This is a genomic window from Collinsella aerofaciens (genome assembly GCF_039752955.1).
In the GTDB taxonomy this organism is placed as follows: domain Bacteria; phylum Actinomycetota; class Coriobacteriia; order Coriobacteriales; family Coriobacteriaceae; genus Collinsella; species Collinsella aerofaciens_BI.
In genome coordinates this window covers 92,978-106,272 of record NZ_JBDMHB010000003.1, presented here as the reverse complement: position 1 = coordinate 106,272, position 13,295 = coordinate 92,978, and the positions used below count along the sequence as shown (strand labels likewise).

Genomic DNA, 13,295 nt, shown 5'->3' with positions numbered 1-13,295 from the left:
GGTGAAGACCGTGTCGAGGTGCATGAAGGCGCGCGAGACCGGGATGTCGAAGGCCAGGATGCGCTCGACCTTGGAGTCGGAGTTCCAGAAGATGTTCTGGGCCATGACGTCGATCGCGGCGGCCTGGGTGCGCTGGGAGATGCCGACGGCGAGGGTCTTCTCGTTGATGTTCAGCACGTCGCCGCCCTCGGTGTGGAACTGGCAGTCGCGGCGGAAGTACAGCGAGACGTCCTTGTAGTCGGGGTGGTACTTGAAGACGTACTTGCCGTACAGGGTCTCGCGGTTGCGGGTGACCGAGTACATGCGGTTGAGGTTGACGCCCTCGCCGACGACCGCGAACGGGTCGCGGGTGAAGTAGAGGTTGGGCATCGGGTCGATGATCAGGTCGGACTCGGACTCGGAGTTGACCAGGGAGTCGAGGGTCGTGGACGCCGTGAGGGGCATGTCGATCTCGGACTTGGTCATGCCGGCCATGGTCTTCTTGACGAACTCGAGGTTGTCCTCGATGGAGTCCAGCTTCTCGCGGACGATCTGCGGCATGTGCTGGCCGCGGATGCCGGCCTCGGCGATGTACTGGTCGGTGAACTCGGCGCGGGCGCCGGGGACCTGGTCGAACACCTCGGCGACGAGGTTCTCGAGGTAGAGGACCTCCACGCCCTGGTCCCTCAGGATCTGGGCGAAGGTGTCGTGCTCCTGCTGCGCGACCTCCAGGAACGGGACGTCGTCGAACAGGAGTCGCTCGAGCTCGTCGGGCGGCAGGTTGAGGAGCTCGTCGCCGGGACGGTGCAGGCAGACCTTCCTGAGCTTGCCGATCTCGGAAGGCACGTGCAGACCTTTCGTCATGGCCTCCTACCTTTCTTTCGGGCCTTACTGGCCGAATGTATCAGCGCCCCTCCGTATGGGACGCTGCTTGCTGACAGCTCTAGTTATATCCAAAAACCACCTGCAATTCCACCTCGCCCCCGAACGGTCAGCAAAGTGCGATGAACGGTATATCTCATATGATTCCCCCATGATGCACTTCGGTTCTCTAAAGCAGGTTTTCAAAGGTAAATGTTCTTTTTTCTAAGGAATTAAGCTAGATTGCACAAATATTTTCATGTTTAGGAATTGCATAGCTAAAACGGTTTTCTGCATATATATGTCGTTTGTTCATGATTCAATTTGGATTCGATTATATTCAGCTCTCAATCATTCTTATTCATACATCCTCACCAATTGAGTATGGATATAGATTGTTTCTAAACGAGTTGGGCAGTTAGTTGCATGCCTTGGCAGCGTAAGAAGTAGGTAAAGATACCGTTCGCGCGATGCGTCCGTGCCACAGGTCGACTAAATTGAGACAATAGTGATTAGTGTTAGGCTACCGTCCCTTGTGGGGACTGAACGGACAGATGCATATGCCGAGCAAAATCGAAAAGAAGCAAGCCGCCGCAAAGCTGCGCAAACCGCCGCGCGACTTCTCGTACACGCAAAACCGAGAGCTCAGCTGGCTACGCTTTGACAACCGCGTGCTCGACGAAGCCTTCGACGAAACCGTTCCGTTATTCGAGCGACTAAAGTTCGTCTCGATCTTCGAGTCCAACCTCGACGAGTTCCTTATGGTGCGCGTGGGCGGCCTGTCCGATCTGGCGGAGCTCAAAAAACAACCTGTCGACAACAAGAGCAATATGACCGCCTCCGAACAGGTCGATGCTGTCATGGCCGAAATGCCCGGGCTCCTTACCCGTTGGGAGTCCATCTTTAAGAGCATCGAGGGCAAGCTCGACACCTTGGGCGTTCACCGCGCCCGCATCGATTCGCTTACGCCCGAGGAGCGCACCTTTGTAACCCGCTACTTCCAGGCCTACGTGTCACCGGTCATCTCGCCGCTGGTCATCGATCCGCGCCACCCCTTCCCCAACCTGCGCAATGGCGCGCTCTATCTGGCCTGTGGTCTGGACGGCGCCACCGACGAGGAGAGCCTGCTGGGCCTTATCGAGATTCCCGCCTCAATGAACCGCGTGGTCGAGATCCCCTCGCCCACCGGCACCTACTCCTACATCTTGCTCGAGGGCGTCATCCTCGCCTGCTTGGACAGCTGCTTTGGCTCCTATAAGCCGCTGGATCGTGCGCTGATCCGCGTCACCCGCAACGCCGACATCGATCCGGACGGCGAGGGCGTCGAAGAGGAAGAGGACTACCGCCAGCACATGAAGCGCATCCTCAAGAAGCGCCTGCGCCTGCAGCCGGTAGTGCTCGCGGTCTCGGGGTCGCTCGAGAAGGCAACGCTCAAGACTATCCGCAAGGCGCTCGAGCTTTCGCGCCGCTCTGTCTTTACCTGCGATATCCCGCTCAACCTGGGCTACGTCTTCGGCATTGAGGGCAAGATTCCCGAGCACCTGCGCAACGAGCTGCTCTTTACGCCGTTTAGGCCGCAGCCCAATCCCAACATCGACATGACCCGCTCCATCCGCGAGCAGGTGCTGCAGCACGACAAGCTGCTCTTTTATCCCTACGAGGCCATGAACCCGTTCTTGGACCTGGTGCACGAGGCCGCCTATGACCCCGAGTGCATCTCGCTGCGCATCACGCTCTACCGCGTGGCCAAGCAGAGCCGCCTGTGCGAGTCGCTGATCGATGCTGCCGAGAACGGCAAAGAGGTCACGGTGCTCATGGAGCTCCGCGCGCGCTTTGACGAGCAGAACAACATCGAGTGGGCCGAGCGTCTGGAAGAAGCGGGCTGCACCGTCATCTATGGTTCCGAGGGCTTTAAATGCCACTCAAAGATCTGCCAGCTCACCTATCGCGAGGGTATGGCGCTCACCCGCCTCACGCTTTTGGGCACCGGCAACTTTAACGAGAAGACGGCCAAACTCTACAGCGACTTTATGCTCATGACGGCCCATCCCGGCATCGGTGAAGACGCCAACCTGTTCTTCCGCAATCTGTCGCTGGGCAACCTGCGCGGCGACTACCGCTTCCTGGGTGTGGCGCCCGTCGGACTGAAACCGCTCATCATGCGCGGGCTTGACCGCGAGATCCAGCGCGCCCTTGCCGGCGAGCCCGCCCGCGTGTTCTTTAAGCTCAACTCGCTGACCGACCGCGAGGTTATCGACAAGATCGCCGAGGCATCGTGTGCCGGCGTGCGCGTAGACATGATCATCCGCGGCATCTCGTGCCTCAAGCCCGGTGTTCCGGGCAAGACCGAGAACGTGCATGTCCGCTCCATCGTCGGACGCTTTTTGGAGCACGCCCGTGTTTACGCTTTTGGCGTGGACTCGGACATGATTTACCTGAGCTCGGCAGACATGATGACACGCAACACCGAGCACCGCGTGGAGATCGCCTTCCCCGTGCTCGACCCCACCTGCCGCGCCCTAGTGCACGAGTACATGGGCATGCAGCTGCAGGACAACGTGAAGGCCCGCAGCCTCACGAGCGACGGCACCTGGGTCCCCGTGGAACGTGCAGAGGGTGAGAAACCCTTCAACTCGCAGGAAGCTCTACTGGAGCGTGCCTATCGCAACGCCGAGGCCGCCGCGCAGCAGCGCGCACAGGAGAAGGAACGTGTGGCCGAAGAAGCTATTCAGGCCGAGGTTGAACATGGGGCAGCCGCCAAACCGGAAGCGGTTGCCACTCCCCCGGTGAATGAGCCCGAGGCTGCCGCAGAGCCCGCCATGGAGAAAGCGCCCGAGCCCGCTACCGCGACTCCGGAGCCCGCCGCCGAGGCAAAGCCCGCCCCAGCTCCTGATCCGCAGCCGACCACGCCCAAGGTCCAAGAGGTCCAGGCGACCGTCATTGAGCCCGAGCCTGCACCTGCACCTCAGCCCGATCCGCAGGTCACCAAGCCCGCACCCGAGACGAGCGCCCGTCGCGATAAGCCCGCTGGCAAGACCAAGGCCATCGAGCGCCATCGCCCCGGCCGCGTGCGCATGGGCCTGGGTCTGATCGGCCTGGGTCTTAAGACGCTCATTACCGGCAAGACGAAATAGTCGTTTGTAGAAGCAGTTTGTAGAAGCGCCCCGCATTTGAGGAAAGCCTCGGATGCGGGGCGCTTTTCCCTGCTACCATGGTGCGAACAACAACGCGAATGACAGGCAGGAATATGAAGCTCACTATAGAATCGATGACCTACGGCGCCGACGGGCTGGCGCACGCCGACAACGGCAAGGCCGTCTTTGTGCAGGGTGCCGTGGCAGGCGACACCGTCGAGGCCGAGGTCGTACAGGACGGCAAGTCATTCATGCGCGCCCGCACCACCGAGATTCTGGAGCCAAGCCCCAATCGCATTCAGCCTCCCTGCCCCTTCGTGGGCATCTGCGGCGGCTGCTCGTGGGGCAATCTCTCACGCACGGCACAGCTCGCCGCCAAGGAGCAAAACCTGCGCTCCACGCTCGAGCGCATCGGCAAGTTCGCTCCTGAGCTGGCAGATGAGTTGGTACAGCCCATCTGCCACACCAAGGACGACTGGGGCTACCGCAATAAAATCGAGCTCGAACCGACCGTCGTCAACGGTCGCGTGCGCCTTGGCATGCACGGTGTCGACCCCAGCAAAATCGTGACCGTCGATATGTGTCCGCTGTTCGATAAGCGCTTCCCGAAGGCACTCAAATCGGTCGTCGGCGCACTCAACTATCTAAGCGGCAGCCATGACTTGGGGCTCGAACGCGTGGGCATTCGCGCATCGCGCCGCACCAAGGCACTCGAGGTCGCACTCTGGACGCCCACAGGCTCTTTTCCGCGCTCGCAGGTCTCCCGCGTGCTGGCGGACGCCGCTCATCCTACGAGCATCGTACGCGTGATGAGCAAGGGCGAAAAGAAGGCCCGCCGTGTCTCCAAGGTCGAAATGCTCGCCGGAGAGGGCTCATGGACCGAGAATATCGCCGAGGATCAGATGCGCTTGTCTGCCCCGTCTTTTTTCCAGGTCAACACCAAGGGTGCCGAGATTTTGATCGATCTTGTCATGGAAGCGCTCGACCCGCAGGAAGACGAGCTTGCCGTGGACCTGTACTGCGGTGCCGGCACCTTTACCCTGCCGCTCGCCCGCCGCTGCGACTTTGTCGCTGCCGTCGAGGCCTACGGCCCCGCCGTGCGCGATCTACGCCGTAACCTGGAAATCAACAAGCTTGATAACGTCGACGTCATTGGCGGAGACGCGGTGCGCGAGTTCCCCGACCAGGATGCCGACATCTTGGTGGTCGACCCGCCGCGCGCAGGCCTCGCCCCCGAGGCGATCGGCCTTATCGCCAGCACGAGTGCCCGCGATGTCGCCTACGTGAGCTGCGACCCGGCCACCCTGGCGCGCGATCTCAAACGCTTTGTCGAAGAAGGCACCTTCTCCCCCGTAAAGATCACGCCAGTCGACCTGTTCCCACAAACCTTCCACTGCGAGACCGTCGTCCACCTTAGGCGCAACTAGCCGCTTAATCATTGCTCAGAAAATCATTGGGAAATCGAGCGTGGCAAGCGGAGGTCTTCGGGGTATAAGACGGCTAATTGTATGCCGCCTATGAAAGGAACCCTCATGCCCAGCGTTGCCGTTCTCGCCGCCGATGGCTTTGAAACTATTGAATGCTTGACCATGGTCGATGTCATGCGTCGCGGCGGCGTGCGTGCCACGCTCGTCTCGATCATGCCCACGCGCGAGGTCGTAAGCTCGCTGCAGATCCCCGTGACCTGCGATGCGCTCTTTGATGAGATCAACTTTGACGAGTACGACTGCGTCGTGCTGCCCGGCGGCCTGCCCGGTGCCACCAACCTGCGCGCAGATCAGCGCGTCTGCGACGTGGTCTGCGAGTTCGCCGCAACCAAGCACGTCGCCGCCATCTGCGCCGCCCCGTTTATCCTGGGCGAGCTCGACCTGCTCGAGGGGCGCCATGCCACGTGCTTCCCTGGCTTTGAGAAAAGCTTCCCCGAAGGCGCCTATACCGGCGAGAAGGTCACGCAAGACGGCAACATCATCACTGCCAGCGGCATGGCACAGTCCCTCCCCTTTGCATTGGAGCTGCTGCGCACGCTCGCCGGCGACAAGGCCGTCGAGAAGGTCGCCGAGGGCATCCAACTATGATTTTGGCTTCGCAATCGCCGCGCCGCATAGAGCTGATGCGCGAGGCAGGCTACAACATTCGCGTGATTCCCGCGGATATCGACGAAACGCCCTTTGATGGCGAGGCCCCGCTCACGCTTGTCGAGCGCTTGGCACGCGCCAAGGCGGCTGCCGTTGCTGCCGAGTATGCCGAGCCCAATGAGCTGACGGTCGCGGCCGACACCATCGTCACCTTTGACGGCAAGATTCTGGGCAAGCCGGCAACCGAGGACGAGGCGCGCACTATGCTCCGTGAGCTTTCGGGCCGCACGCACCAGGTCGCAACCGGCGTCTGCATCGTTAAGGCAGGCGATACGGCCGCCCCGCATGCCGCCGAAAGCCTGTCCTTTGTCGATGTGACCGACGTGACGTTCTACGAGCTCACCGACGAGCAGATCGAGCACTACGTCGCCTCGGGTGCGCCCATGGACAAGGCCGGCGCCTACGGCATTCAGGGCACAGGAGGACGCATGCTCGTGCACGATATTTCGGGCGACTTCTATAACGTGGTGGGCCTACCCATCGCCCGCGTCGCGCGCGCGATTCAAAAACTCTCGTAATTGCATCTGGCGCTGGGTATCCCCCGGCGCCTACAATTTTGGCGTACCGTACGGATCCCGACCGGGCACAAGGCGCGGCGGAAAACCGATAGGAGTTAAACATGGATACACTGCTCGAGGCCATTGACGTCTGCGATGTCGATGGCTTTTGCTATGGCAACTATACGGACGAGGAGGCCGGCACCGGTTGCACCGTAATCGTGGCACCCGAGGGCGCCACCGGCGGCGTTGACGTTCGCGGCGGTGCTCCAGCATCGCGCGAAACCGACCTGCTGCGACCCGAGAACACCGTCGACAAGGTCCACGCCGTCTGCCTTTCGGGTGGATCGGCCTTTGGCCTCGAGGCTGCAAGCGGCGTCGCTCGCGTGCTTGAGAGCCGCGGCATCGGCCTTCCCGTCGGCCCCACGCAGGTGCCTATCGTGTGCTCCAGCTGTATCTTCGACCTCGCCTTTGGTAACCCCACCGTGCGCCCCGACATTGAGGCCGGCATCGCCGCCGTGCGCGAAGCACTCGACCACACCCCCACCAAGCTCGAACAGGGCAACGTAGGCGCCGGCACGGGCGCTACCGTGGGTAAGCTCATGGGGCCTGCCACCTGCATGAAGGCCGGCCTTGGAGCTGCCGCCGTGGCACTCGGCCCCATCAAGGTGGGCGCCGTGGTCTCGGTCAACGCCTGCGGCAACGTTGTCGACCCCTTCACCGGCGAGTGGGTCGCCGGCATGCGCGCCGCAGCCGATAGCGACCAGATCGTCGACATGGAACTCGCAGCCTTTGCCGCCGCCGGATCCATGCAGATGCCGCTCGACCGCACCAACACCACCATCAGCTGCATCGTCACCAACGTGGAACTCACTAAGGCACAAGCCACCAAGGTCTCCCAGATGGCCGCAGACGCCTACGCACACGCCATCCGCCCCACACACACCACCAACGACGGCGACACCATCTACACCCTCGCCAGCGGCAAACTGGGCGCCCAGGCAAGCGCCGCCGCTCCCCTAGACCTGCTGGGCATGCTCGCCGTAAGGGCCCTGGAAACCGCCATCGTGAACGGAGCCAAATCCGCCAAAACCTCCCACGGCATCCCCGGCGCCGCGAAGTAGCCTAACCTGACCGGTTGCCCGGTGGGGCTTGGTTATGTTTGCTGCTCTACAGTCCTGGCTCGCACGAAGAGCACATTAAGTGCTCTTCGGCTCGTGCGGAACTCGCGACAAACATAACCAAGCCCCACCGGGCAACCTACCAACCAGATTCTTTTCAGCCCAGGCCCCTGTGTACCGCGCGTCGAAGATCTTCAAATTCAAATAACCTGACAATCGATTCTTATAGCAGAGGCCCCTTGGCCTTTAGTTTGATACAAGTTCCGCACGAGCCGGAAAGCACTTAATGTGCTTTCCGTGCGAGCAGGACTGTTCGCAGTAGCAAACTAAAGGCCAAGGGGCCCAGTCAACCTATCAGCAGCGATTACTCGGCAGCTAGTTGAATTTGAAGATCTTAGAGGCAAGGCGGTATAGGCCGAGCGTGGTTTTGTCTCCGGCCCGTCCGCGCAGATTGGTGAAGAACCCGACCACGCCGTAGCGGGCACGACGATACATGCGCTCGTCGTAGGCCTTCAAATCATTCCACAGCATCTTTAGGCGCTCGTCGGCGCAATCTTCCTCGGAAAGCTTGGTGAGAACCGAGCAGATCGCCATCATCATGGTGAAGTAGCCCATCATGTACGAACGCAGGCGCGACGACCCAACATCGCTGTACAAGTGGTACGACTCCATCATGATACGCGTAACACGGAATTGCTGGTCCAGACGCTTGACCATCGTTGCCTCGTTGACGCTCTGGCCCTCGCGACCGATAAAGTAGCGATAGAGGTCGATGTCGGCGTAGTACATGGTCTTGCAACGCGGCAGCGGCACGTAGGCGTAGATGTTGTCCACATAGAACGTGTGCGGCGGCATGGGAAGGTTGGACTCGCGCAGCACATCCGTGCGATAGCACAGGCTGTGCATGAGTAGGTTCTGGTCTAGGCGGAAATGACCGATCTGATCCCAGGAAAAGATCTTTTTGCGCGGCAGGGCAAATTTGTAGCCAATAGCGGTATGCGTGCCCTCGTAAACCTTCTCGTACACGTAGTTCGAGATAAACAGGTCAACGCGCTGGTCACGCTCTTCAAAGCCACGCAGAATCGACAGCATAGTCGAAAGAGCCGCAGCATCGAGCCAGTCATCCGAGTCGACGACCTTGTAGTAGGTGCCCTGTGCCTCGCGCAGACCCGAAAGGACGGCAATACCGTGGCCGCCGTTCTCCTGGTGCACCGCGCGAATGATACCGGGATAACGTGCCTCCCACTCGTCGGCCTTATCGGCCGTCTCGTCCTTGGAGCCGTCGTCCACTACGATAATCTCGATATCGGTGGCGTAATTGCTCCCCTCCAAGATGGAGGTGATGCAATGGTCCATGTCCTTGGCGGCGTTATACGAGGGAATACCGAATGTTATGACTTTATGCATGGCAGGCGATAATCTCATCCGAAAGATCGAGGGCGGAATTGGTCACAGCGTCCATATCGTAGTAACGATACTCGGCCAGACGACCCACCGGGTGGAAGTTCGTCAGGTTCTGGACGCGCTCAAGATAGCGCTCATAGAGCTCACGGTTCTCGGGCTCAAGAATGGCGTAGTACGGCGTCTCGCCCGAGCCGGGCGTATAGGCCTTGGAATACTCCTTCATGATGGTGGTCTTGCCGGGCAGGATCTGACCGGTCATGTTCTTGAACTCGGTAATGCGCGTGTAGTCCTCGCTCGTGGTGTAGTTGACGGTGCCCACGGGCTGGAACTGGTCCATATCGAGCGTCTCGAACTTCATGTCGAGCGTGCGGTACGGTAGCGCGCCCAGATCGAGATTGAACAGCTCATCGAGCGGACCGGTGTAGACGATCTCACCACCATAGACCTTGCCGTCAATCTTGACGGTGGTCTCGTCAATCTCGAAAAGGTCACGGGCGTCTACGTCACAGAACACGTCGATCAAATCGTGATCGAGCATATGCTCGAACAGCGCGGTATAGCCGTCCTGCGGCATGCCCTGGAAGGGAGCCTGCGGGAAGTAGCGATCGTCATCGCCCACAAAGACGGGAACGCGGCCGGTGATCGAGGGGTCGATCTGGTCGGGCGTCTGGCCCCACTGCTTCATGGTGTAATGCAAAAAGACGTTCTCGTAGACGTAATCGGCGACCTCGGCAAGATCCGGGTCGTTCTTCTTGCGCAGCTCCATGATGGGCACCTTGACGTCCTTGCCAAAGGTCTCCACGAGCTTCTGATACAGCTCCTCGCCGCGCTCATCGCCAAAGGCAAGCTTAAGGCTCGCATGGTTAAAGGGCACGGGCATAAGGGTACCGTTGATGTTGGCGAGCACCTTGTGCTGGTAGTCCGTCCACTTGGTAAAGCGCGACAGGAAATTGTGGACGCGCTCGTTAAAGGTATGGTAGATGTGCGGACCATACTCGTGGACCAGGATTCCCGCCTCGTCAGTGCAGTCGTAGGCGTTACCCGCAATGTGGCTACGGCGCTCCAAAACGGCAACACGATAGCCGATGGTCTCGGCAAGACGGCGGGCGCAAACGGCACCGGCATATCCAGCACCGACGACAATCATGTCGTACGCGCCGGCGTTAAAGCCTTCAGGCAGGCCTGAGGTAATCTGCATCGATACTCCTTGTCAAAAGCCACGGGCTCGTTAGCTGGGCTTTTCTCGAACATTCTTCGAGACATATTTATCAGAGCGATTATAGCGCTAATGCGTCCTATAATGAGCTTGCCACACAAGGAAAGCTCAAGCACCGCGGCGTACATAATTGAAAGGTAAACCCGCTAGCAGCGGGTTTATTCGTGAACAGCCGGGTGCCTGGAGCTTAGCGAAACGCTTGTAAGGAGTAACATGAGCGATTTCCTAAACCGTATGAAGTCTGCCGCCAAGGCCGACCTTAAGACGATCGTCCTGCCCGAGGGCGAGGATCCGCGCACTATCGTCGCGGCCACCAAAATCATCGAGGAGGGCCTGGCAAAGATCGTCATCCTGGGCAACCCCGACGAGATCAACGTTCCCGGCGCTACCGTCATCGACCCGCGCAATGCCGAGAAGCACGAGGAGTATGCGCAGAAGTTTGCTGAGCTCCGCGCCAAGAAGGGCGTTACCATCGAGCAGGCTCGCGCCCAGGTGATGGACGCCACCTACTTTGGCACCATGATGGTCAAGATGGGCGACGCCGACGGCCTGGTCTCCGGCGCCTGCCACTCCACCGCCGACACCCTGCGCCCTGCACTTCAGATCCTCAAGACCGCCCCGGGCACCAAGCTGGTCTCTGCCTTCTTCGTAATGTGCACCGATACCCCGCAGTTCGGCACCGACGGCACGCTGATCTTCGCTGACTGTGGCCTCAACATCAACCCGTCCTCCGATGAGCTCTCCGAGATCGCCATCGCCTCCGCTCACTCTTGGTCCACCTTCATGGGCAATGTGGAGCCGCACGTGGCCATGCTCTCCTACTCCACCATGGGCTCCGCCGGTGGCGAGGTCGCCAAGAAGGTCCAGGAGGCCGTGAAGTTCTGCAAGGAGAAGGCTCCCGAGCTCGCCATCGACGGCGACCTGCAGCTCGATGCCGCCATCGTCCCCACCGTCGCCCAGCTCAAGGCTCCCGGCTCCTCCGTCGCCGGTAAGGCCAACGTGCTCGTGTTCCCCGACCTCGAGGCAGGCAACATCGGCTACAAGCTGGTCCAGCGCTTCGCTGGCGCCGACGCTTACGGCCCCATCCTGCAGGGCATCGCCAAGCCGGTCAACGATCTGTCGCGCGGCTGCTCTGCCGACGACATCGTGGGTGTCGTGGCCATCACCGCCGTCCAGGCTCAGATGGCTGAGTAGCGGACGTACTCGCCCGAAGGCCGCACAGGTTAACCCCTGAAAACGTCCTCGACCAATGAAACGCCCCCGTTCTGCTCCTTCGGAGCTACGAACGGGGGCGTTTCTGGTCTGCGGAATGTTTTCAGGGGTTAACCTGTGCGGCCTTCTACTATCACGTGGCATTCAGGGAATCTGGGGTGGACGGCGGCTTGGCTACGAGCTGGGGCTGAGAATTTGGATGGATGGGCGACGTTGCTGAGAGCGTATGCGTTGCAGGTAATGACCACTTTGGAGCCATAAGATAGACTGCGTTCCGATTTCTGGCCTTCCGGAAAATGTGTCCCGGTTTGGAGGCTGATTGTGGGATGGAGTTTCCGCCCCGCTCGTCTCGTCCATCAAATAAGGCCTCCGGAGCTCGTTGCTCTGGAGGCCTTTCTCTCAATTGCAGACGAATGCGCTAGTTGCTACCGGTCAGACGCTCGACGTCGTGGGCGATCATGTATTCCTCGTCGGTGGGGATGACCATGACCGTGACGGCGGAGCCGGCAGCGCTGATGACCTGCGGGCCGTTGCCCACGGCCTCGCGGTTCTTATTGTTGTCGATGCGCACGCCCAGCCACTCAAAGCAGTCGCAGAAAGCCTTGCGGATCGACCAGTCGTTCTCGCCGATGCCGGCAGTAAAGGTAATGGTGTCCACGCCCGCCATGGAGGCAATCATGGAACCGGCCTGCTGCATGGCCTTGTAGGCGAACATGTCGAAGGCGAGCAGGCAGCGCTCGTCACCCTCGGAGGCGCGCGTGCGGATGTCGCGGGCGTCGTTGGAGATACCCGAGATGGCAAGCAGACCGGACTGCTTGTTCATCATGTCGTCGACTTCCTGGTAGCTGTAGCCGCCCTCGCGCTGCAGGTAGCACACGGTGGCCGGGTCGATGGAACCGCAACGGGTGCCCATCATCAGGCCGTCGAGCGGCGTGAGGCCCATCGTGGTATCGCGGCACACGCCGTCCTCAATAGCGGCGAGCGAGGCGCCGTTGCCCAGGTGGCACGAAAGCAGACGGTGGCAGCGCGTGCCCAGGATCTCCTTGGCCATCATCCACTCGTAACGGTGGCTCGTGCCGTGGGCGCCGTACTTGCGCACGTGATACTTGTCGCACACGTCCTTGGGCAGCGCGTAGGTGTAGGCGACCTCGGGCATGGTCATGTGGAACGAGGTGTCGAAGACGGCCACGTTGGGCAGCTCCGGATACTTCTCGCGGCAGTATTCGATTGCCGCGGCCTCGCCGTAGTTGTGCAGCGGGGCGAGCGGGGCCACCTCAAGAATCTTAGCCATGACCTCATCGTCGACGACCGCGGAATCATCGAAGTGCCAGCCGCCCTGAACGATACGGTGGCCGATGCCATCGATCGTAAAGTCGGTCTTCTCGAGCTCCTCGAGCACGCGAGCGATAGCAGAGCGATGATCGGGGAAGGGAACCTCCTCGGTCTGCTTGGTGCCACCGTTCTCGGAGTGACCAAAGACGCCCATCTCCGATCCGATACGCTCGCAGTTGCCCTTGGCGAAAACCTCGCGGGTATCGGTATCCAAAAGCTGATATTTAAGGCTCGAGCTGCCGGCGTTGACAACAAGTACGTTCATGAGACTCCTTCGTGATTACAGTACGGTCGGCAAACCTATAAGGCGGCCGTACCTTTAATAAGAAGTTATCAGAATTCAATAAATATCTATTAAGCTCTTCGCCCAAAGAGCATAAAAGGGGGCTGAACGGCACAAGGCC

The 13,295-nt window shown here is 60.3% G+C and carries 10 protein-coding genes; 6 read left to right on the top strand and 4 right to left on the bottom strand.

Annotation, left to right across the window (positions count from 1 at the left end):
* Window positions 1-843, bottom strand: an 843-nt coding sequence (locus ABHR75_RS01740; RefSeq protein ID WP_346963487.1) for an arginine deiminase, incomplete at its 3' end; no start/stop codon positions are given.
* Window positions 844-1,400: 557 nt separating this feature from the next.
* Between ABHR75_RS01740 and ppk1 the strand changes: the two genes are divergently transcribed.
* The 5 genes from ppk1 (at window position 1,401) to ABHR75_RS01715 (ending at window position 7,730) form a co-directional block, all read left to right on the top strand.
* On the top strand, window positions 1,401-3,974 hold the full coding sequence (gene ppk1, locus ABHR75_RS01735) for a polyphosphate kinase 1 (RefSeq protein ID WP_346963486.1): 2,574 nt from the start codon (window positions 1,401-1,403) through the stop codon (window positions 3,972-3,974).
* Between the two features lie 98 nt (window positions 3,975-4,072).
* Entirely contained in the window at window positions 4,073-5,401 is a 1,329-nt protein-coding gene (gene rlmD, locus ABHR75_RS01730) for a 23S rRNA (uracil(1939)-C(5))-methyltransferase RlmD (RefSeq protein ID WP_117745918.1), read from the top strand.
* A 105-nt stretch (window positions 5,402-5,506) separates the two neighbouring features.
* Entirely contained in the window at window positions 5,507-6,049 is a 543-nt protein-coding gene (locus ABHR75_RS01725) for a DJ-1 family glyoxalase III (protein WP_055287259.1), read from the top strand.
* Window positions 6,046-6,627, top strand: a complete 582-nt coding sequence (locus ABHR75_RS01720) for a Maf family protein (protein ID WP_346963485.1) — start codon at window positions 6,046-6,048, stop codon at window positions 6,625-6,627. The genes ABHR75_RS01725 and ABHR75_RS01720 overlap by 4 nt, the downstream gene beginning before the upstream one ends.
* A 101-nt stretch (window positions 6,628-6,728) precedes the next feature.
* On the top strand, window positions 6,729-7,730 hold the full coding sequence (locus tag ABHR75_RS01715) for a P1 family peptidase (RefSeq protein WP_346963484.1): 1,002 nt from the start codon (window positions 6,729-6,731) through the stop codon (window positions 7,728-7,730).
* Window positions 7,731-8,102: 372 nt separating this feature from the next.
* On the opposite strand, the gene ABHR75_RS01710 is transcribed toward ABHR75_RS01715, so the two are convergent.
* Window positions 8,103-9,134, bottom strand: a complete 1,032-nt coding sequence (locus tag ABHR75_RS01710; RefSeq protein ID WP_161115929.1) for a glycosyltransferase family 2 protein — start codon at window positions 9,132-9,134, stop codon at window positions 8,103-8,105.
* Window positions 9,127-10,329, bottom strand: coding sequence for a UDP-galactopyranose mutase (gene glf, locus ABHR75_RS01705; RefSeq protein ID WP_346963483.1), 1,203 nt, complete (start codon window positions 10,327-10,329; stop codon window positions 9,127-9,129). Before glf ends, ABHR75_RS01710 begins: the two co-directional genes overlap by 8 nt.
* A 231-nt stretch (window positions 10,330-10,560) precedes the next feature.
* Between glf and pta the strand changes: the two genes are divergently transcribed.
* Window positions 10,561-11,541 carry a phosphate acetyltransferase gene (pta, locus tag ABHR75_RS01700; protein ID WP_006234296.1) on the top strand — a complete coding sequence of 327 codons (981 nt, stop codon included), beginning with the start codon at window positions 10,561-10,563 and terminating at the stop codon, window positions 11,539-11,541.
* 436 nt (window positions 11,542-11,977) lie between these two features.
* Here pta and ABHR75_RS01695 read toward each other — a convergent pair whose 3' ends face one another.
* A complete protein-coding gene (locus ABHR75_RS01695; RefSeq protein ID WP_138112164.1) occupies window positions 11,978-13,156 on the bottom strand; it encodes an acetate/propionate family kinase in 1,179 nt (392 codons plus the stop codon).
* Window positions 13,157-13,295: the final 139 nt, after the last annotated feature.

Excerpts from the sequence above, each read along its gene's own strand:
- glf (WP_346963483.1), bottom strand. The coding sequence starts at position 10,329 with ATGCAGATTACCTCAGGCCTGCCTGAAGGCTTTAACGCCGGCGCGTAC.
- ABHR75_RS01710 (WP_161115929.1), bottom strand. The coding sequence starts at position 9,134 with ATGCATAAAGTCATAACATTCGGTATTCCCTCGTATAACGCCGCCAAG.
- ABHR75_RS01720 (WP_346963485.1), top strand. The coding sequence starts at position 6,046 with ATGATTTTGGCTTCGCAATCGCCGCGCCGCATAGAGCTGATGCGCGAG.
- ABHR75_RS01695 (WP_138112164.1), bottom strand. The coding sequence starts at position 13,156 with ATGAACGTACTTGTTGTCAACGCCGGCAGCTCGAGCCTTAAATATCAG.
- ABHR75_RS01715 (WP_346963484.1), top strand. The coding sequence starts at position 6,729 with ATGGATACACTGCTCGAGGCCATTGACGTCTGCGATGTCGATGGCTTT.
- ABHR75_RS01725 (WP_055287259.1), top strand. The coding sequence starts at position 5,507 with ATGCCCAGCGTTGCCGTTCTCGCCGCCGATGGCTTTGAAACTATTGAA.
- rlmD (WP_117745918.1), top strand. The coding sequence starts at position 4,073 with ATGACAGGCAGGAATATGAAGCTCACTATAGAATCGATGACCTACGGC.
- pta (WP_006234296.1), top strand. The coding sequence starts at position 10,561 with ATGAGCGATTTCCTAAACCGTATGAAGTCTGCCGCCAAGGCCGACCTT.
- ppk1 (WP_346963486.1), top strand. The coding sequence starts at position 1,401 with ATGCCGAGCAAAATCGAAAAGAAGCAAGCCGCCGCAAAGCTGCGCAAA.